Origin of the sequence: Clostridium sp. CX1, assembly GCF_025398335.1 — a bacterium.
Lineage (GTDB): Bacteria > Bacillota > Clostridia > Clostridiales > Clostridiaceae > Clostridium_AM > Clostridium_AM tanneri.
This window is the reverse complement of sequence record NZ_JAODOO010000025.1, coordinates 14,651-35,418: the sequence shown is the minus strand read 5'-3', so window position 1 is coordinate 35,418 and position 20,768 is coordinate 14,651. Positions and strand designations below refer to the sequence as shown.

Below are 20,768 nucleotides of genomic sequence, written 5' to 3'. Positions count from 1 at the left end.
TTACTTATCTTTACCTCTGTTTAATTTTCAAGGATCAGCTTGTCTCATCTCGACTGCTTAAATATCTTATCATGTTCCTTTTAGCTTGTCAAGAACTTTGTAGATATTTTTTATTTCTTGTCGTTTCTGACAGCTTTTATATAATATCATGAGCATTTATATTATGTCAACAGTTTTTTGTTTATGAAGTAATTTACTATACATATTAAAAACACCATCGACTGTAACATCGATAGTGTTTTTAATATCATGAAAATATACAACTAATACTTTCCTTAAAGGTATACTCTAAGCTAATCCTTTACCCCGTTACTTTAATCCATTTTCCTTTAGATAATCATTAAACTTCATTTGAACAGAATCATAAACCTTCTTCTCAATAAACATCTTATCGCCTTCTGGTAAACTCAAAACAGCTTTTTTACCTTTCTTATTAAATCCATCTGTATATAGAACTTGGATACCATAAGTATTTGTTATACTGTTTGGAGCATAAATATCTAATTCCTGTCCATTAGCTAAATATAACCCGCTATATTCTGCTATATTAGATGAAAGCATTTCCGCTGCACCTTTTAGACTTTCAACCTTCACTCCAAGGTACTGAGCTAACTCTAATAAATTATCCAGTGCTGTCTTTCCAACTATTGCTGGAGTAATTTTCTGTATTTTTCTATCAGATCTAGTGATTGTACCCTCAGTTTCAGCAAAACTACCTATTGGAACAACCACATTAGACATTAGGGCTGTATCTGTCATAAACATATCAAAGGTTGCTATAAATTCAAGTTTCTTTAAGATTTCAGCTGTATCCTTGTCAGCCCCTACAGGATCCTCACCAATGATAACTGCTCCTTTAATCTTTCCTTCTTTAATTTGGTCAAATATTTGCTTACCAGCCATCTTTACACCAATATCTATAAATCCTTGAGCATTACTATTAGAACGTACAGTAATAATTCCGCTATGTGGTTTTCCTATCTTATCTGTTATCACCGCAGCATCAGCAAGCAGTTTATAGCTGTCTTCAGTAACCATATTATCATCGACAACTATTATTGCCTTTTTAGCTTCTCCATAAGCTTTTGCAAGTCTATTGGCATCATCATTATCCACTGAATCCGCTACAAAGTTCCATAACTTTTGAAGATTCTCTGCCTTATTCTCTATTTCTCCTTCTTTCACATATCCACCTTTAAATAATGCTTTAATAAAGGATTTCAAGAATTCTATATTATTATCAGTTTTTAATGAAAGATCAGCATACTCTTCCATTTTTGTTTTAGTATTACTTATTGATACTAACTTAGCTTTTTTCTGTGCTGCATACTTCATCTTTACTGCCATAACAGGATGATTTTCATCTACATTTCCCATGGAAACTATTAAATCTGTACTATTTAACTCTTCATAACTATTTGATGATGCATTATACCCTAGAACCGCTTCTAATCCTGAAGCCTCATTGTAAGCCATTGATCCTATAAAAGATGTATCTAGCTCATCTGCAACCCTTTTCATAATAAAGGCCTCTTCATTGGTAAACCTTGGTGATGCTAAAATTGCAACACTATCACTTCCGTATTGTCCTTTAATCAGTTGAAGATTTTTTGCAGTAAGAGTTAAAGCTTCTTTTAAATCAACCTCAATGCTATTATCTTTTCTTCTTACAACAGCAGTCTTTATCCTCTTTTCATCATTAATAAAGTTTATTCCAAATCTACCTCTAGCGCATAGCAGACCTTCTTCTTTGTTTCTATTTGGAAGAGACTTAAAAACAAGATTTCCCTTTGTTTGAAGTACTAAGTTACATCCTACTCCGCAATAATTACATACTGAATTTGTATTATCTAGGTTTACAGGCACTTGCTTATTAACAGCTTCCTTTTCAATACAAGCTCCTGTTGGACATACATCTACACACTGACCGCAGGATATACATGAGCTTTCTTGAAGAGGTAGATTAAATTCAGGAATTACCTTAGAGTCAAAGCCTCTCTTTTCTAATCCAATAGCAGTTACTCCAATAAATTCTTCACAAGCTCTAATACATTGTCCACATAGGATACACTTATCAGAGTTTCTTACTATGAAAGGATGATTTTGCTCTTCTTTTCTCTTATGCTTTTCTCCTGATATTTTCTTAGTATCTATGTCATACTTCCCTATATAATTAACAAGCTTACATTCAAAGTAATCGTGGCATCCGCACTCTAAGCATCTAGAAGCTTCTCTAAGAGCCGCTTCCTCTGTGAAGGTTTCAGAAATTGGGCTAAAGCTAAGTTTTCTTTTTTCTGGAGCAACTACTACTTGAGGTTCTCTGCTTTGTTTTTCTACATGTTCAAAATCCTTTTGACATAAGTCATCTTGAACTATGTAGTTTGGATTCCCCACTGGTATTATGAATCCATTTAAATAACTATGGATTACCTTAGCTGCATTTTTTCCTTGAGCTATTGCTTCAACAGCTATTTTAGGACCAGTTGATGCCTCGCCTCCAGCAAAGACGCCTTCCATATTGGTTTCAAAGGTATTTTCATTAACTGCAATAGTTCCTTTTTTAGTTTGTGTAAGCTCTTTAACACAATCTGCATTTACCTTTTGACCAATTGCAGATACAATAAGATCTGCATCATAGGTAACTTCTTCCCCTTCAATAGGTTCAGGACGTCTTCTTCCTGATGCATCAGGCTCTCCAAGCTTCATTTTCTGACATCTTATTTTCTTTGCTCTTGTTCCATCTCCTGTAACTTCCACAGGCGCTACAAGGAAATTAAATTCTACACCCTCTTCTTCAGCCTCTTCAATTTCAATCTTTTCTGCAGGCATTTCATCTCTTGTTCTTCTATACAGAAGCTTAACATTTTCTGCTCCTAATCTTACAGCTGTTCTAGCTACATCCATAGCTGTGTTTCCGCCACCTATAACTATAACCTTACTTCCCATGTATATAGGCTCAGATTGAGTAGCCATTCTTAAGAAATCTATACCACCAAGAACGCCTTCCATGTCTTGACCTTTACATCCAATGCTGGAGCTTGCCCAAGCACCTATAGCTACGAATACAGCATCATAAGTCTTTTTAAGATATGACACGCTAACATCTTCACCAAGCTTAACATTACAATTAATTTCCACGCCCATTTTCTTTAATGTATTTATTTCAGCATCTAGTATCTCTTTTGGAAGACGATATTGTGGTATCCCATATCTTAGCATTCCACCTGGCTTTGGCATAGCCTCATAAATTACAACCTTATGACCTTCCATTGCAAGGAAGTATGCACAAGATATACCTGCTGGACCTGCTCCCACAACCGCAACAGTCTTTCCGCTACTTTCCTTAACCTCTGGCACGAATGTTCCGTTATTTACATCTATATCACCAAGAAATCTTTTAAGTTCAGCAATCGCAATTGGATCATCAGCATTTTGACGTCTACAAGCTGTTTCACATGGATGTGGACATACTCTTCCTATACTTGCAGGTAAAGCAATGACTTCTTTCACAAGCTTAATTGCTTCTTCATATTGTCTATTAGCAATTAATCCAACATATCCTTGACAATCTGTATGAGCAGGGCATGCATTTACACATGGTGGCCTACAGTCTCCTCTATGATCTGAGGCCAAAAGTTCAAAGGCTACCTTTCTAGCTGATATGGTTCTTGCTGTATTAGTTTTTATTACCATACCATCCACTGCTGGTGTTGAACATGCTCTCTGAAGTTTTGGAATTCCCTCTACTTCAACAACGCATACGCCACATGCTCCATAAGGTTTCAATCTGCTGTCATAACAAAGATTTGGAATATCTATTCCGTTATCGAGAGCTATTTTTAATATAGTTGTTCCTTCTTGAGCTGTTAATTCTCTGTTGTTTATATTTACTCTTATGATCCCCATTTTCTCACTTCCCTTTCTACTCTACAGCAATAGCATTAAATCTACATACTGTTATACAATTACCGCACTTTAAGCATTTTTCCTGATCTATTTCGTGAGGCTTTTTAACCTCACCATTAATAGCTTGTGCAGGACATTTCTTTGCACATGAAGTACATCCCTTGCAGTCATCAGCTGAAATTGTATATGTTAAAAGACTCTTACATTGCTTAGCTGGACATTTTTTATCTTCTATATGTGCCAAATATTCATCTTTAAAATATCTTATTGTTGTAAGAACAGGATTTGGTGCTGTTTGTCCAAGTCCACAAAGTGATCCATCCTTGATACTTAAACATAATTGCTGAAGGGTATCAACATCCTCAGAATTTCCTTCTCCTGAACATATTTTATCAATCATCTCAAGCATTCTCTTTGTACCTATTCTGCAATAAGTACATTTCCCGCAGGACTCTTTACAAGTAAAATCAAGGAAGAATCTTGCCATATCTACCATACATGTATTTTCATCCATTACAACCATACCACCGGAACCCATAATAGCACCAGTTTTGTTAATTGCCTCGTATGTTACAGGAGTGTCGAGCAGGGAGCGTGGTATACATCCGCCAGAAGGACCTCCCATTTGAACTGCCTTGAATTCCTTGTCTCCTTTTATTCCTCCGCCTATTCCATATATAACATCTCTTAAAATCATTCCCATAGGAACTTCAACTAGTCCACCTTGTTTAATTTTACCAGTAAGTGCAAATACTTTAGTACCCTTACTCTGTTCTGTACCATATGCAGCATATGCTTTTGCACCATTTGCAAATATCCATGGAACATTAGCATAAGTTTCCACGTTATTTATATTTGTTGGTTTTGCAAAATATCCTGATTGAGCTGGGAATGGAGGTTTTAATCTTGGCATCCCCCTTTCACCTTCTAAAGATGCAATTAATGCTGTCTCTTCACCACAGACAAATGCTCCAGCTCCAGTTTTTATATCTATATCAAAATCAAAACCTGAACCAAGTATGTTTTTGCCTAAATATCCTCTTTCTCTCGCCTGCTTAATTGCGATTTTAAGTCTTTCGATTGCTAATGGGTATTCTGCACGACAGTATATAAAGCCGTTATAAGCCCCCATTGCATAACCTGCAATTGCCATACCTTCAAGAACCGCATGAGGATCACCTTCTAGAACACCTCTATCCATAAATGCACCTGGGTCACCTTCATCAGCATTACATACTACATACTTGTCATTCCCCTTAGATTTTTTAGCAGCATCCCATTTAAACCAAGTTGGGAAACCAGCTCCACCTCTGCCTCTTAAGCCTGATACCTTTACTTCCTCGATAACCTCATCTTGAGTCATTTCTGTAACTACTCTTTTTAATGCCTTATACCCGTCTCTTGAAATATACTCATCTATTTCTTCTGGGTTGATTATTCCGCAATTTTTAAGAACAATTCTAACTTGGTTTTTTAGCTGTGGATATGGTTCTTTATCAGTAGATACAATATGTTCTGAAATTGGGCTACCATTAATAACATGACTTTCAATTATTTCGTCAACTAAACTTGGTGTAACATTTGCATAGGTAAACACTCCATTGTCATCTATAATGTCAACTATTGGTTCATAAAAACACATACCTATGCAGCCTGTAATTGAAACATTAGCATCTAAACTTTTTTCACTAATTAGCTCATTAAACCTATCTTTAACTTTTTTAGCTCCTGCGGCAATACCACAGCTGCCATATCCTATTCTAATCTTCATTTAAACAGCTTCCCCCTTTTCCTTAGCATATATATCTTGAATTACTTTTCTTGCTTTATCAGGGGTTAAGTTTGCATAGGTTTCCCCATTTATCATAATTACTGGTGCAAGACTGCAGCAGCCAAGACATGCCACCTCTTCAAGTGAAAACATTCCATCACTGCTTGTTTCTCCCGGATTAATGCTTAATTCGTCGCAAATAGCTTGGCTAACTGCCTCTGAACCATTTACATGACAAGCAGTTCCTTGACACTGCATTATTACATATTTGCCCAGTTTATTTAATCTAAATTGTGAATAAAACGTAGCAACTCCATAAATTTGAGCTTTTTTCTTGCCGGTCTTATCTGAAATTAACCTTAAAGCATCAAGGGGTAAATATCCATATACACCTTGTACATCCTGTAATATACTAATTAGGTTGCCGTTTTCGTTAAAATATCTTTCAAAAACCTTATCCATTTGAGACAAATCAACTTTATCAGCATTAAATTTTGATTCTAGCTCCTTTTCACATCCACAAGCCATCAGTTATCACTCCTTTAATATATTAACTATGCTCATGTAATCCTACACGACATACATGACCTTCTTCTGTTTTATAGATACCCTGTCTTCTTATCAATTCTTCAAAATCAACTAAGTGCCCATCAAATTCAGGACCGTCTAAACAAGTAAGTTTAGTTTCTCCGTCTACGGTAACTCTACAGCCTCCGCATATTCCCATTCCATCTATCATTATTGCTTTTAAACTTACTATAGTTTTAATACCATATTCCTTTGTAACTTCACTTATAGATTTCAACATGGCAACTGGTCCCACTGCTATTACCTGATCAAATCTCTTTCCTTCTTTTTCAACTAATTCTCTTAATAAATCTGTAGCAAGCCCCTTGTACCCATAACTTCCATCTTCTGTTGATATATACAAACTACTTGATATTGCTTTCATCTCTTCTTGAAGCAATATATATTCCTTTGACTTACATCCAAATATTACATCTGCATTAATTTCATGTTCATTAAGCCATTTAATTTGAGAATATATTGAAGCCGCCCCTTGTCCTACACCTATAAGCATTATATTTTTGTTTTTTAGTTCTTCTAAATCCATGTGTACTAAATTAGAAGGTTGTCCTAGAGGTCCTGCAAAATTATCAAAACCTTGTTCAGCATCATAAGCAGCTATTTTTTGCGTTGATTTACCAAGAGCTTCAACTGCTATAGTTACAGTTCCCTTTTTTCTATCATAATCACAAATAGAAAGAGGTATTCTTTCGGATTTTTCATCCGCTTTCACTATCACAAATTGTCCTGGTAAGCAAGCTTTTGCAATTCTAGGTGCTTCTATCTCCATTAAGAAAGTATTAGGAGCTATTTCTTTTTTATCTAGGATTTTGAACATATTATTTCCCCCTCGTAATAAATATTTATAGGACAGTTATAAAGTAGAATTTTCTGTTGTTATAAATATATAAGACAAGTTATAATTTTATGCTTATTATTTTTTCACTAAAAAAATAATAATTTAAAAGCAAAAAATGACAAAAAAAAGAGTAGGTTAGTTTTAATAACCACTCTTTTCCTTAGTCATCGGATAAAGCTTCTATAATATCCCCAGCTTTTACAAGTCCACCCTAATTAAATACCAGTGGCACTAAATAAATTCTTAGTCAATATTACTTAGAAGACATATTTGTCAGCTCTTGGGCCCTTCTTTTTCTCTTTTCCTTAGTTGAATCTTTAATATCCGTAGATTTAACTATATGAAAAGCATCTGTAGGACAAATCTCCATACAAGCTGGTCCATTTTCTCTTCCTACACATAAATCACACTTATTAGCTACCATTCTCTCTTTAAAGCATAACTTTCCAGAATCAATAACCTTTAAAACTGGCTGCAGTACTTTTTCTCCATTATTATACTCTGAAACCAATTCAATGGCCCCTAAAGGACATGCAACAACACAGGTTTTACACCCTACACAAGTATTCTTATTAATATATACAAGTCCATCTTTATTGACAATAGATCCATTAGGACATACGTTGGCACAAGGAGCGTCTTCACATTGTCTGCATTGAATAGGAACAGCAACCTGAGCTGTTTTTACAACAGTTAATCGTGGATAAAACTCAATTTCGCTACTTTCTGATATAAATATGTTTTTCTCAGAGTGAGCTACAACACATGCTACCTCGCAAGTTCTGCATCCAATACATTTATTAGGATCAGCAACTACAAAACTATTCATTATTTTTGCTCCTTTCTGTTTACATATTTAGTGTGTAATAGATGATGAGACTTATGGCCTAATGGTTCTCCTAAAAATTCACCATATAATTTTACAATACTAGGATTTTCGTGAGATTTTCTTACCTCTAGCTTACTGTCATGACTATATGTAGCTTCCTTTCTCTTTTTATGCGCAAGTTCCCTGTGTGCTTCTAAAAGAAGTTTAGGCTGTCCTCCACCACTAATACATCCTTGGGGACACGTCATTACTTCTATAAAATGAAAATCGCACTTTCCCTCTTTTATACTTTCAAGTACTGAAACTGCATTCTTCAATCCTGAAACCACTGCAATCTTTAGTTTTAGATCTCCAACTTGAACTTCCGCTGTTCTCAATCCTTGATCTCCTCTTACGAAATTTAATTCTAACTTTGGAATACTTTCCTTAGTTATTAGCTCATAGCCAGTTCTTAAAGCTGCTTCCATAACTCCACCGGTAACACCGAAAATAGTTCCAGCACCGCTATAGCTTCCTAGAGGGCCATCAAATCCTTCGTCTGGTAAATTATTAAAATCAATTCCGGCATCTTTAATTAACTGAGCTAATTCCCTTGTAGTAATAACTATATCTACATCCCTATATCCACTAGCCTCCATTTCTGGCCTGTTACACTCAAAATCCTTACAGGTACAAGGCATAACTGCTACACTATAAATTTTACTTGGATCTATGTCATCAATTTGTGCACCATAGGTCTTAAACACAGCTCCAGCCATTTGTTGAGGCGACCTACAGCTTGAAAGGTGATTTAAAAGCTCTGGATACTCTTGTTCAGCAAACTTTACCCAAGCAGGGCAACAAGAAGTAAACATCGGTAAATTCTTTCCCTCAGTTACTCTTTTTATAAGTTCACTACCTTCCTCCATAATAGTCAAATCTGCACCAAAGTTAGTATCATAAATCCTATTAAAGTTTAAACGTCTAAGAGCAGCAACCATCTTCCCTGGAGTTAACGTTCCAAGTGGAAATCCAAACTCTTCAGCTAAAGAAACTCTTACCGCTGGTGCACACTGTACAATTTTATATAAATCGGAGTTTGCTAGTGCTTCTTTAACTAACTGAGCATTTCCCAAACTATATGCAGCAAAAAGAGGCTCCTTTACACTTGATAACATTCCTCTTTCTTTTAGTTTAAGATCTCTAGATGTTATTCCTTCATCAAAATTAGAAGCATATACACTACATACCTGTACACATTGTCCACATATAACACAAAGTTCTCTGTTTATACTTTGAGGCTTTCCTTCCTCTCCTTCTATAGCATTAACTGGGCAAACCTCTGAACAGCGTCTGCAACCTGTACATAACTCTTTATCAATATTAATTATACTATTCTTAACTGACATACTTAACTTCCTCTCTCCCTGCTATTATTTATAGTTTCCCACTGTTTTTAACAAACTTAATGCAGCCGCCTTATTACGAGACTTTTTCTCGCTCACTGGAGTTATTAATGTTAATGCCTTTTGTGGACAGGCATTTATGCAAGCAGGTTCACCACTGTCTTTACACAAATCACATTTGTATGCAATAGTCTTAACAGCATTCCTTAAACCATCTTGTCCTTGTTTCTTTAAATTAATTTGAAATACTTCTTTGCCATCTTCATATTGAGGTAGTAAATCTATTGCTCCAAAAGGACATGCCATTAGACAGGTCTTACAGCCTATGCAAGCTTTTTCATCAATTACAATAGTATTGTCTTCTTGCTTTATTGCATTCACGGGACATACATTTGCACAAGGTGCATCTTCACAATGTCTGCACTGAATAGGCATAGCATAACTTTCACCTTTAATAACATATAATCTCGGTATAATAGGAGTTGTAACAGTACCAACGGTAGCCACTACATTATTATTTTCATTATGAACAGTAAAGCATGCTACTTCACATGCCTTACATCCTATACATTTGTTCGAATTAGCAATAACAAAGGAATTTGGAGTTGTTTTCATTTTTCTTTCACCCTTCTTAAATATAATTTATCTAAACATAAACTTTCCTCTTACAACTTCTCCTGCTTTCACAGTTCCACGTTCTTCCGGTATAATTATTAAGCCATTAGTTTTGCTCATCACCATAAGGTGATTTGAACATTGCTTTCCTAAATTGTGGGCGTAATAAGCTCCATTCTCTTTTCTTAGTTCCACGTAAATATATTTTCTTCTTCCTGCCTTAGCTTTAAAATCATCTGCTAAGATAACTTCTATTTCTTCAGCATGTAAGTTTACTTTGCCCTTCATAATCTCAATAGCAGGTTTCACCAATTCTTCAAAGGTAGTTATTAAAGACATTGGATTTCCTGGTAGTCCAAAAAACAATTTTTCTTTATATGTGGCAAAGGTTACAGGCTTCCCTGGTTTAATACTTACCTTATTAAATTTTATATCTGCACCAATCTCTTTTAAAATCTCTTCTATGAAATCATAATCTCCAACAGATGCTCCCCCAGAACTAATGACTATATCTGCATTTTCTAAAGCATAGTTAACTTTTTCCTTTAAAGTATTTTTATCATCGGAAACTATTCCTAATGACAATATTTCCGCCTCTAAATTGCTGATTAATGCCCTTAAAGAATACTCATTACTATTTCTTATCTTCCCTCTTTCAAGCTTGCTATCTATATCTACTAACTCATCTCCTGTGATAATTAAGGCAACCTTGGGACTTTTATACACTTTTACAGAACTATATCCTAAGGAGGCTAGCAAGCCAACTTCTGATGGCCTAATAATTTTTCCTTTTTTCAGTGCTAAATTCCCTTTTTTTATTTCCTCTCCCAGTTTTATAACATTGTTACCTTCACTAACCTCTTTACTTATGTAAACTTTGTTATCTTTAACTTTAACCTTCTCAATTTCTATTACTCCGTCTGCGCCTTTAGGCAAGGCTGCCCCAGTCATGATTTTAAAAGCTTGTCCTGTATTTAATTCCTCTTTAGAATAATCTCCAGCTTTTATTACCCCTATTATCTCAAGCCCTATAATGCTTTCTCCACTAAGATTATTAGTATCTTCACTTCTAATAGCATATCCATCCATAGCAGATTTATCAAAAGGAGGTAAATTATCATTAGAATAAATATCTTCAGCTAAAACTTTATTAAGACAATGTACTATATCTACTCTCTCTGCTTCTAATACCTCTGTATTTTCAGCAATCATATTCAATGCATCATCTACACTAATCATTAGTATTTCCTTTCCTGAATTCTTTACCTTGCTTATACCTATCTATCTGTCTTACAATTCATTTGTTTTCTAAGCTTAGCATATTCATCTCTTACATATTGCTCTGCCCACTGTTGATCCTCAATTTTCTCAACTTTTATTGCACAAAACTTATATTCTGGAGTTTTACTAATAGGGTCCATATGATCACTAGTTAGCTCATTGCACGCCCCTACCCACCACTGATATGTCATATATGTAGAGCCTTCTTTAACCCTATCTGTAATTAATGCCCTTGCTACTATAGAGCCTCTTCGTGAACTTATCCTCACTAACTGCTGATCTTCTATTTTAAGTTTTTCCCCGTCCTCTATACTCATTTGTATATACCCTGGTTCATCAGCTAGCTGTTGTAAGGCACGACAGTTTCCTGTCATAGTTCTTACTGAGTAATGTCCAACCTCTCTTACAGTGGATAGGCTTAATGGGTATTCCTCATCTGGTAGTTCCATAGGAGGTCTCCATTCACAAGCAAACAGTTGACCTTTGCCACTAGGCGTTGTGAATTTGTTATCTTTATATAAGTATGGTGTTCCTGTATGACCCTCTGTAGGACAAGGCCACTGAATACTTCCTAATTCATCAAGCTTTTCATAACTTGCTCCAGCAAAACTTGGACATAGACTTCTCATCTCATCCCAAATTTCTTCTGTATTCTTATAACTCATAGGATATCCCATAGCTGTAGCTACTTCACATATAATTTGCCAATCTGGCTTTACATCACCCTTTGGTTCTACTGCTTTTCTGAACCTTTGGAATCCACGATCTGCTGATGAATATACACCTTCATGTTCTCCCCAAGCAGTAGCAGGTAAAATTACATCAGCATGAAGAGCTGTCTTGTTCATAAAAATATCCTGAACTATTACTAATTCTAAGTGATCTAGTACTTCTCTCACTTCAGAAGCATTTGGGTCACTTTGAACCGGGTCTTCCCCAAAGATGTAATAAGCTTTTATCTTATCTTCATGTAAAGCTAAGTGAGGTACTTCTGTTAACTTATATCCTGGTTTACTAGGAAGCTTAACTCCCCAAGCCTTCTCAAATTTCTTTCTAGCGGCAGTATCAGTAACTTCTTGATATCCTGGAAATACATTTGGAAGTGTACCCATATCACAAGTACCTTGTACATTGTTCTGACCACGAACTGGACCAATACCTACATTTGGTCTTCCAAAATTACCTGTTAATAATGCTAAAGATGCTAATCCTTTTACAACGTCTACCGCCTGAGAGAATTGACAAACGCCCATTCCGTATAGAATCATAGCATTTTTTGCCTTAGCATACTCCCTCATAGCTTGTCTAATAACTTCTGCTTTAACTCCAGTTATCTCTTCCGCATATTCAGGAGTATATTTTTCCACAGAAGCCTTATAATCTTCAAAGCCTTCCACATACTTTTCCACATATTCTTTATTATATAGACCTTCACTTATTAAAACATTACCGCAGGCATTAACTAAGGCCATATTAGTTCCACCTTTTAAAGGCAGCCATAAGTCAGCTATTCTTACTGATTCAGTTACTCTTGGGTCAACTACGATGATTCTAGCCCCCTTTTCTTTTGCTTTAATTATCCTTCTTGCAACAATTGGATGGGAGTCTGCACCGTTATATCCAAATACAAATAGTAAATCAGTATCTTCTATTTCTGGAATAGAATTTGACATTGCACCATTTCCTAATGAGTAAGCCAGACCGGCTACTGAAGGAGCATGTCAAACTCTGGCACAGTGATCTATATTGTTAGTCCCAATTACTGCCCTCATAAACTTTTGCATTACATAATTAGCTTCGTTTCCAGGTCCTCTTGCAGAACCAGTTCCCATGATGGCATCTGGACCATACTTTGCCTTTATTGCTGTCAATCTATCTGCTACAAATCTAATTGCTTCATCCCAAGAAACCTCTTCTAATTGTCCATTCTTTCTTATCATAGGTTTTTTTAATCTAGCTGTTAGTATTTGAGGATCGTTTAGAAAATCCCAGCCATAATGTCCTTTTAAACATAGTTTTCCTTCGTTAGTTCTTCCATTAGCTGCTTCCGCTCTTATTATTTCTCCATCTTTAACTACTAGATACATCTTGCATCCAGTACCACAATAAGGACAAACCGTTAACACCTTTTCTTCCATATTAATCTCCACCTCTTTAGTACTTTAATGTGTAAAATCTATAAAAACAAAAATCCAGTACAAAACGTAATTCTACGCATGTACTGGTTTATTGAAAGCTAAAATATCTAAGTATCTTTCTTTCTAATCGAACCATCACTTATTAAGTTCAACGACACTACTATAGATCTGCTATCCTTCTCTAAGTTATGTATCTGCCAACTGTATTCAAACTTCCTACCTACTGTTTCATAAGCCTCATCTAAAAATTCCTTTTCAAGATAAGGTTTCATGATTCTCCAATAGCTCTTTACAATATCTACAGCACCTTCTTCAACCAAAATCTCTGATAGATTGGAAAGAATTCCTTTTATATCAATAGTTATTACGTCTCCCTCTATTTTGACCTTAACAACTTCTGGACCCTTTCCTCTATAGTGCTTTACAACTTTTACTGTCAGTTTTCTAATCTTTTCTTGCAAATCAAGTTTCTCATCAGCCATAACAAAACCTCAATCTAATTAGCATCTTATCAGCAGGTATATAATATGTACAATTATTTTACCTTGTATATTCTACCCTTCTCTTATTTTATAGTCAATAGACATATTTCTTAAAATTCTTCGTTATAAATTAAATTTCTACATATTTTTTTATAATGATATTAATCTCTCTTTAATTTATAAAGATTATATTATACACCAGTGTTTATAGTAAAAATAGTTTCACTAATATATAGTAACCTTCTTTTGTATATTTTATATATCTTTCAATGTAATGAAAAAATTTATCTTTCATTAATATAAATCAACAAGGTTATTTACATATTATGGAGAATATACTATATATTATGTTATTTCAGTATAAAGGAGCAATATAAATGAGAAAAAAAACTATATACTTATCAGCTGCTACACTAGTATTATTCATTATTTGCATAGAGTATTTTGCTAATAAACCGGCTGTATCAGTTTCAAATAATGTACAGATTCAAGCTAGCAAAGATATTACCTCTAAGGGCAAAGAAGAAAACAAAAAGACTGCAGTCAATAAACCATTCTTAATTGATTCTAAAATATTAAATAGTATTAGTTACTCTGTCCTATTAAACAGTAAAAAAGTTACCGATTATAGCGGTAATAATCTATTTCCATCAGAATATACAGATATTGAAGGTATATTAACTTTTAGGGGCAATAATCTTAGAACAAGCCCTAGTTATGGCGCTAGCAGTATCTCTGAAAAAAAGCTAAGCACCAAGTGGAGCTTCACTACGTCTTCTTCATCTTGGGGAGGTGGTGCTGGATGGACTGGACAACCTGCCATAATAAAGTGGCCAACTTATACTAAGGAATTAATGAATATAAAGGATAAATTTAAGCAACAGAAAAACTTTACAGAGGTTATATCTTCATCTTTAGATGGTAATGTATACTTTTTAGACTTAGAAACAGGTGAAAAAACGAGAGATCCTATTAGAGTCGGTAACCCGATAAAGGGCAGTGTTTCAATAGACCCAAGAGGAATCCCATTACTTTATGTAGGAGAGGGAATACCAGAAAAAGGCCCTATTGGATATGATGTTTTTAGCTTAATAGATGGTAGTAAGTTATCCTTTATAAATGGTATGGATACTGATGCCTTAAGGGGTTGGGGTGCCTTTGATAGTTCTGCACTTATAAACAAACAAACAGATACCCTTATAGAAGCTGGCGAGAACGGACTACTTTATATAGTGAAACTAAATACAAAATTTGATATAGAGAATAAGTCTATTTCAATAGCCCCTGAAACAACAAAGTATAGATATCAAATACCCGGACACGAATATCAGGGTATAGAAAATTCAACAGCAATATATAAAAACTTACTTTATTTTGCTGATAACGGCGGAAGCATCCAATGTATTGACCTGTTGACATTAAAGCCAGTATGGACTTTTAACGGGAAAGATGATACCGATGCTTCACTGGTAGTAGATGTAGAGGATAACATCCCCTATATCTACTCTGGTAACGAAATTGATAAGCAGGGTTATAAAGGTTATTCCTATTTAAAGAAAATTAATGGGTTAACTGGAGAAGCAGTATGGGAAAAATCCTATGAATGTATGTCTGTTATTGGAAATGATCCAGTTAACGGCGGTATGTTAGCCACACCTGTAGTGGGGAAACAAGATACTAAAGATATTATAATATTTGGATTAGCACGATATAAAAACATGAATAGCGGCTTAATTTTAGCACTGGATAAAAAAACAGGAGCTGAAATATGGAGAAAAGAACTCCCTAACTATATGTGGTCTTCCCCAGTTGATTTCTACGATAAAAATGGTAAAACATATATAATCCAATGTGACAGTATAGGAAATATGTATCTTTTAGATGGAAAAACTGGCAGTGAGTTAAATAAAGTAAACCTAGGTTCTAACATTGAAGCTACTCCTTCTATTTTTAATGATACTATTGTGGTGGCAACAAGGGGTGGTAAGTTTTACGGAATAAGCATAAAGTAAATGCTGATTAGTTTTCATGGAATGCCCCGGAGCTTTACAACATACCTTTCCTAGAACTTTATTAATAATATTAAAGGCATGGAATATTTTTATTATACTCCATGCCTTCTAACAGTTAGCCCCTATTTTTTCTGTAATTTTCTAAAGTTTGCTTAGTTCGGCCTTATCTGCCTCAAACCAAAAATTCACTCCACCGTCCATGTTTTCTACTCCATAAGAATTATGATGCAAATCCTGTATAGCCTTAACTATAGAAAGTCCTAGACCATACCCTCCATAGGCTCTTGTTCTAGCCTTATCTACTTTATAAAAGCTATTCCATATCTTGTCAAGTGATTCCTGTGGTATAGCCTTTCCTGTATTAAACACATTTACTCTTACCTTATCATTGTTAAACTCTTTGCTTATTTTAATAATTCTATCACCGTCTATATGATTAATTGCATTATTAATATAGTTTGTAAGTATTTGTTCAATCCTTACCATATCTCCATAAGCTGTAACCCTTTCCCCAGCTTCAAATTGTATTTGAATATTTTTTTCTTCAAAATTAGATTTATATTTATTAATCACATATTCCATCAAGGATACTAAATGAAATTCGGTTTTTTCAATTTGAAAATATCCAGACTCTATTTGAGAAAGATTTAATAAGTCTCTTACTAGCTTATTCATTTTGTCCGTTTCTTTCATAATAACATCACAATAGAACTTCCTATCTTCTTCACTTTCTGCAACGTTACTTATAAGGCCTTCTGCGTATCCCTGTATTACCGATAAAGGAGTTCTTAATTCATGGGATACACTAGAAACGAACTCTTTTCTCATTTCATCTATTTTTCTTTCTTTCTCAATATCCTCTTCAAGCTTTTTATTTTTTATATTTAATTCCGTAATTGCACTATCTAATTCGTCAGATAAGTAATTAATGCTTTGTCCAAGTTGTCCAATCTCATCTTCACCACTTATCTTACATTTTTCACCAAAATCAAACTTAGCCATGTTTCTGGCGATATTATTTAGCTCTAATATGGGTTTTGTGAATCTTTTTGAAAATATATATGCCCAAAGACTGCCTAAAATTATAATTACAATCCCCGTAATAATGATAAATCTATTTGCAATATCCACACTTTCTGTTATTGAAACTAAGGGTACTCTTATAGTAAGTACATCCCCACTACTTAGTTTTGTTACAAGCGTAAGAAAATCAATCTTCATTTTCGTATCTCTTCTTGGCTCAAAGATATATTCTCCCTCAGCATATTCCTGTACCATATCGTCATCACGAGAGTAATTTGGTGGGGGTTCTTTTTTTTGTTTAACCCCAAACCTTTCCCCGCCTCTTATTATATTTTTTTCCTCTACTTCTCTACGTGATGAACTGTATACTGGAACTCCATTCTCATCATGAATATCAATATTACTACCAGTTATATTGGCTGTTCTATCCAATTCATCCTGCAGATCTACAATGTTTCCATTGTACATACTTGCAAGCTTCTTCGCATTTTCTATAAGTGTGTTTTTCTTTTTATTAATGTAGTATTGTTCAAGATACAAATTATTTAATATACATAGAAGAAGAATAAAAAATATTAGTAGAAAGGTTATAGAGATAAATAGCTTTGATTTTATAGATTTATTCATTTCTCAACCTCAAATCTGTAACCATAACCTCTAACAGTCTGAACATAATTGCTTTTTGAATCTAACTTTATTCTTAATCTATTTATATGTGTATCCACTGTCCTCAAATCTCCATAATAATCATATCCCCACACCTTATCTAATATCTGTTCTCTGCTTAATGCTTTTCCGTAATTCTCAACAAGATAATTTAATAACTCGTACTCTTTTGGACTTAAATCAACGGTAGCCCCTTCTATTACTACCTGCCTTCCATTTTGATCAATTGTTAATCCACTAAATTCTTTAAGATTATTGTCTGCTGGAACTGCCCTTCTAAGAACAGCATTTACCCTTGCTATTAATATATTAGGACTAAATGGCTTAGCAATATACTCGTCTGCTCCAATATCAAAACCAAAAAGCTCATCAAATTCTTCTCCTCTGGCAGTTAACATTATAATTGGAACTTTTGACTTTTTTCTAATTTCTCTACATACAGTCCATCCATCATATTCTGGAAGCATCACATCAAGAATTATTAAATCTATATCCTCTTCTTGAGAAAATAAATCTAAGGCTTTTCTTCCATCATCAGCTTCAATAGTAATGTATCCTGATTTTTTAAGAAAATCTGTTACAAGTTTTCTTATTAAAGGTTCATCATCAACTACTAGTATCTTTTTACCATTCATAACATATATACCTCCAGAAAAGTTTTTACTAATTTCATTATAATACATTTTTATTACAATTTCGTTACAAGAATTTTTGTCTTTTCTTCTTGGAGGAAATATAGTAATTTCAAATATCTATCTTGGTATAGTTATTTAAGCTGCCTGCTTTTTACGTACTTTAAGCTCTGCTATTAATAATAACAATAACGGTATAATTACTTGAAATGGAAATGCATAATATTTATAAACCTTAAATGCCCAATATCTCATTTCCATAGTATTACTATAAAGTATGTGGGCTAAGTATATCATTAGTAACCCTGTTTGTATTACAATAGAGCGATAATCATCAAGATTAAATACCTTTGCTATGCCCCTACATACAGTTAACAAGCATATAGATGTTTTTACAAAAACTCCAAAAACAAATACTATAGAAACGCTGACTTCAATTCTCTCTATAAACTCACCTATTGCTATCCGCCCTACTGCCTCTAAAGAAGGAAAGTAGTGTATATTCATCCCTTCCCCCAATACAACAGTGTTTCGGACTGTTAGAATCGTAATCACTACTGCTGCAAAAACTAATCCAGAAAATAATATTTTATACTGAGACTTTTGATTTTTTACAGAAAAGAGTATACCCATAAATACTACTGATTCAGCAAAAGGAAATGAAAAAGCAGAAAAAGCACCTTTTAATATAGGAATAAACCCGTTTCCAATAATTGGTTTAAGGTAACGAAAATTAAGTATAGATATCCCTAGTATTTGTACTATAACTAAAATTAATACTATAATTGGGAGAACATAGGCACTAATTCTTCCTATCACTTCGATACCAGATTTGACTGAAACCACACAAACTATTCCCAAATAAAACATAGATACAATCATCGGTGTTTCTGGCAGTGTTGTAACATTTATAAACTCACCAAAGTTTCGTATGACTAGTGCCCCTAGGTGAAAAATATACCATATGTATATTACTGAAACTATTCTAGCAAAAGTTTTTCCTAATACTGTTTCAAGGATATCATATAAATCTTTTCCTGGAAAAAGTAAAGCTATTCTTCCATATACCAACATCATTGGAACTGCCAAGATTGCACCTAAAATTACAGATATCCATGCACTATTTTTAGCGTCTCCTCCCACCCCAACAATAAACGTGCTTCCCATAATAAAAATTATTAAAATACAAATTCCTTCTTTTATGGTGATTTGTTCCTTACGCATATTTATCCTACTTTCCAAATACTGAAGTTATTAACACCTTTATTGGCTCTGCTGGGCTTGGTATATGAACTTTAAAGCATAGTAGCACAGCTATCACAAAGGATAAAAAAAACAGAACACTATTAACCTGAAAATCCCTCCATTGCTTCTGTTTATATAATGGCAAAAACTCATAAATAGCTATCAATGCATATGCAACAACCACTAATAATACCATATTTTAATCTCCTTCTTCTAACGGTTTTGATAATATTCCACTATTACGTATATAAACATTAACCTTTACATCTACATGGATAGTTCGAAAGCTTTCTTGCCAATTCTTCTCAACTGCTCTCCATGTCTTCGGCTTATCTTCCTTTAGCCGTGCTCCAAATCCAAATATATCAACACCATATTCTTTTTGAATTTTTGTGATTAATTTTTTTATTCGAATTTCCATCGTTCTCTCATAAGACTGTTCCAATTTGCTACTACCATTCTCCCCAATGAAATCTGCACTTCCACCAATTTCATCAATTGCTGTATTTACATTAACATTTACATTAAATCTAATATTCCCATCTTCTAAAATAGGCTTTATTTTAGTCTTATTGTCAAATATCTCCAAAGAAACCGGTATATCTTTATTATTTTCACTCTCCCTACTAACTAATACACCTCCCTTTACTTTGTCTTGAATAAAAAGCATATCCTTTGTTTCCTTATCATCTAGAAATCCTACAAGCTTATCCTTGCTGAAAATCGCAGTGCCCATTACACTCGGGGATTTTTCACCGTTAATAGTTTTAAGCTGTACTGTAGGAGCAACTGCAGATATTCCTTTACCAATTATACTATTCACAAGCTCCCAACTCTCTACCCGTGGTGCCTTCGATAAAGATACTTGATTTTTAAGAATTCTTGCTATTTCAAAGGATTTAATATTGCTCTTGTTTCCTCCAGACTGTAATATCTCCTTTGCTAAATTCCCTTTCGCAATCAATATGTTTATATTAGACCTTGTTTCTGAGTCACGGTTAATCCAGTCTATAATTTTTATAGTTCCTTCTCTTGCTACCTGATCACTTATAACAATAACCTTTGCATGAGCCCAATAGAGCCTTTTCCCTGAAACTGAAATAGCATTTCTAGCAGTATCAAATATTGTTGCTCCTTTAATGGAGATTGTTTTATGAGAAATTTTAGAGTCCTTTTCATTACTAAATTCTACAATCTCTACTAACATAGAAATATCTCCATATTCATCTTTATCTATTGCAGCTCCTGCAACAATAGCTAACTGGTCCATCTCCCGATAATTCCAGCAACCAACAAATAGTATCGAACTAATGAGGATTATTAACAAAAGAAATCTAAATTTAAATTTTTGCATAGT

At 34.2% G+C, this 20,768-nt stretch carries 16 protein-coding genes; 1 reads left to right on the top strand and 15 read right to left on the bottom strand.

Annotation, left to right across the window (positions count from 1 at the left end; all coding sequences use genetic code 11):
- Positions 1–309 precede the first annotated feature (309 nt).
- The 10 genes from N4T77_RS18830 to N4T77_RS18785 all read right to left on the bottom strand — a co-directional run bounded on the left by N4T77_RS18830 (position 310) and on the right by N4T77_RS18785 (position 13,833).
- Entirely contained in the window at positions 310–3,906 is a 3,597-nt protein-coding gene (locus N4T77_RS18830) for an NAD(P)-binding protein (protein WP_261673410.1), read from the bottom strand.
- 16 nt (positions 3,907–3,922) lie between these two features.
- Positions 3,923–5,677, bottom strand: coding sequence for an NADH-quinone oxidoreductase subunit NuoF (locus N4T77_RS18825; protein WP_261673409.1), 1,755 nt, complete (start codon positions 5,675–5,677; stop codon positions 3,923–3,925).
- The gene (gene nuoE, locus N4T77_RS18820; protein WP_261673408.1) at positions 5,678–6,205 is read right to left on the bottom strand and encodes an NADH-quinone oxidoreductase subunit NuoE; all 528 of its coding nucleotides are present in this window, start codon (positions 6,203–6,205) and stop codon (positions 5,678–5,680) included.
- Positions 6,206–6,227: 22 nt separating this feature from the next.
- Entirely contained in the window at positions 6,228–7,082 is an 855-nt protein-coding gene (locus tag N4T77_RS18815; protein WP_261673407.1) for a sulfide/dihydroorotate dehydrogenase-like FAD/NAD-binding protein, read from the bottom strand.
- A 274-nt stretch (positions 7,083–7,356) separates the two neighbouring features.
- Positions 7,357–7,932 (bottom strand): 4Fe-4S dicluster domain-containing protein, encoded by a 576-nt coding sequence (locus tag N4T77_RS18810; protein ID WP_261673406.1) that lies wholly within the window; start codon positions 7,930–7,932, stop codon positions 7,357–7,359.
- Positions 7,932–9,320, bottom strand: a complete 1,389-nt coding sequence (locus N4T77_RS18805) for a [FeFe] hydrogenase, group A (RefSeq protein ID WP_261673405.1) — start codon at positions 9,318–9,320, stop codon at positions 7,932–7,934. Before N4T77_RS18805 ends, N4T77_RS18810 begins: the two co-directional genes overlap by 1 nt.
- A gap of 24 nt (positions 9,321–9,344) precedes the next feature.
- The gene (locus N4T77_RS18800; RefSeq protein WP_261673404.1) at positions 9,345–9,932 is read right to left on the bottom strand and encodes a 4Fe-4S dicluster domain-containing protein; all 588 of its coding nucleotides are present in this window, start codon (positions 9,930–9,932) and stop codon (positions 9,345–9,347) included.
- Between the two features lie 27 nt (positions 9,933–9,959).
- A complete protein-coding gene (gene glp, locus N4T77_RS18795; protein ID WP_261673403.1) occupies positions 9,960–11,171 on the bottom strand; it encodes a gephyrin-like molybdotransferase Glp in 1,212 nt (403 codons plus the stop codon).
- A 38-nt stretch (positions 11,172–11,209) separates the two neighbouring features.
- Complete coding sequence (gene fdhF / locus N4T77_RS18790; RefSeq protein ID WP_261673402.1) at positions 11,210–13,351, bottom strand: formate dehydrogenase subunit alpha; 2,142 nt, start codon at positions 13,349–13,351, stop codon at positions 11,210–11,212.
- A 107-nt stretch (positions 13,352–13,458) separates the two neighbouring features.
- Positions 13,459–13,833, bottom strand: a complete 375-nt coding sequence (locus N4T77_RS18785) for a DUF2294 domain-containing protein (RefSeq protein WP_261673401.1) — start codon at positions 13,831–13,833, stop codon at positions 13,459–13,461.
- Positions 13,834–14,210: 377 nt separating this feature from the next.
- Here N4T77_RS18785 and N4T77_RS18780 point away from each other — a divergent pair, with 377 nt between their 5' ends.
- Positions 14,211–15,845, top strand: coding sequence for a PQQ-binding-like beta-propeller repeat protein (locus N4T77_RS18780; RefSeq protein ID WP_261673400.1), 1,635 nt, complete (start codon positions 14,211–14,213; stop codon positions 15,843–15,845).
- Positions 15,846–15,986: 141 nt separating this feature from the next.
- Here N4T77_RS18780 and N4T77_RS18775 read toward each other — a convergent pair whose 3' ends face one another.
- The 5 genes from N4T77_RS18775 to N4T77_RS18755 form a co-directional block, all read right to left on the bottom strand.
- A complete protein-coding gene (locus N4T77_RS18775; protein ID WP_261673399.1) occupies positions 15,987–17,495 on the bottom strand; it encodes a sensor histidine kinase in 1,509 nt (502 codons plus the stop codon).
- The gene (locus N4T77_RS18770) at positions 17,492–18,169 is read right to left on the bottom strand and encodes a response regulator transcription factor (RefSeq protein WP_261673398.1); all 678 of its coding nucleotides are present in this window, start codon (positions 18,167–18,169) and stop codon (positions 17,492–17,494) included. Before N4T77_RS18770 ends, N4T77_RS18775 begins: the two co-directional genes overlap by 4 nt.
- A gap of 135 nt (positions 18,170–18,304) precedes the next feature.
- A complete protein-coding gene (locus N4T77_RS18765; RefSeq protein WP_261673397.1) occupies positions 18,305–19,390 on the bottom strand; it encodes an endospore germination permease in 1,086 nt (361 codons plus the stop codon).
- Between the two features lie 7 nt (positions 19,391–19,397).
- Positions 19,398–19,607, bottom strand: a complete 210-nt coding sequence (locus tag N4T77_RS18760; protein WP_261673396.1) for a hypothetical protein — start codon at positions 19,605–19,607, stop codon at positions 19,398–19,400.
- A 3-nt stretch (positions 19,608–19,610) separates the two neighbouring features.
- Positions 19,611–20,765, bottom strand: coding sequence for a Ger(x)C family spore germination protein (locus N4T77_RS18755; protein WP_261673395.1), 1,155 nt, complete (start codon positions 20,763–20,765; stop codon positions 19,611–19,613).
- Positions 20,766–20,768 lie beyond the last annotated feature (3 nt).

What these genes read in the sequence shown, in the direction of transcription:
- N4T77_RS18830 (WP_261673410.1), bottom strand. Translation starts at nt 3,906, where the DNA reads ATGGGGATCATAAGAGTAAATATAAACAACAGAGAATTAACAGCTCAA.
- N4T77_RS18825 (WP_261673409.1), bottom strand. Translation starts at nt 5,677, where the DNA reads ATGAAGATTAGAATAGGATATGGCAGCTGTGGTATTGCCGCAGGAGCT.
- nuoE (WP_261673408.1), bottom strand. Translation starts at nt 6,205, where the DNA reads ATGGCTTGTGGATGTGAAAAGGAGCTAGAATCAAAATTTAATGCTGAT.
- N4T77_RS18815 (WP_261673407.1), bottom strand. Translation starts at nt 7,082, where the DNA reads ATGTTCAAAATCCTAGATAAAAAAGAAATAGCTCCTAATACTTTCTTA.
- N4T77_RS18810 (WP_261673406.1), bottom strand. Translation starts at nt 7,932, where the DNA reads ATGAATAGTTTTGTAGTTGCTGATCCTAATAAATGTATTGGATGCAGA.
- N4T77_RS18805 (WP_261673405.1), bottom strand. Translation starts at nt 9,320, where the DNA reads ATGTCAGTTAAGAATAGTATAATTAATATTGATAAAGAGTTATGTACA.
- N4T77_RS18800 (WP_261673404.1), bottom strand. Translation starts at nt 9,932, where the DNA reads ATGAAAACAACTCCAAATTCCTTTGTTATTGCTAATTCGAACAAATGT.
- glp (WP_261673403.1), bottom strand. Translation starts at nt 11,171, where the DNA reads ATGATTAGTGTAGATGATGCATTGAATATGATTGCTGAAAATACAGAG.
- N4T77_RS18785 (WP_261673401.1), bottom strand. Translation starts at nt 13,833, where the DNA reads ATGGCTGATGAGAAACTTGATTTGCAAGAAAAGATTAGAAAACTGACA.
- N4T77_RS18780 (WP_261673400.1), top strand. Translation starts at nt 14,211, where the DNA reads ATGAGAAAAAAAACTATATACTTATCAGCTGCTACACTAGTATTATTC.
- N4T77_RS18775 (WP_261673399.1), bottom strand. Translation starts at nt 17,495, where the DNA reads ATGAATAAATCTATAAAATCAAAGCTATTTATCTCTATAACCTTTCTA.
- N4T77_RS18770 (WP_261673398.1), bottom strand. Translation starts at nt 18,169, where the DNA reads ATGAATGGTAAAAAGATACTAGTAGTTGATGATGAACCTTTAATAAGA.
- N4T77_RS18765 (WP_261673397.1), bottom strand. Translation starts at nt 19,390, where the DNA reads ATGCGTAAGGAACAAATCACCATAAAAGAAGGAATTTGTATTTTAATA.
- N4T77_RS18760 (WP_261673396.1), bottom strand. Translation starts at nt 19,607, where the DNA reads ATGGTATTATTAGTGGTTGTTGCATATGCATTGATAGCTATTTATGAG.
- N4T77_RS18755 (WP_261673395.1), bottom strand. Translation starts at nt 20,765, where the DNA reads ATGCAAAAATTTAAATTTAGATTTCTTTTGTTAATAATCCTCATTAGT.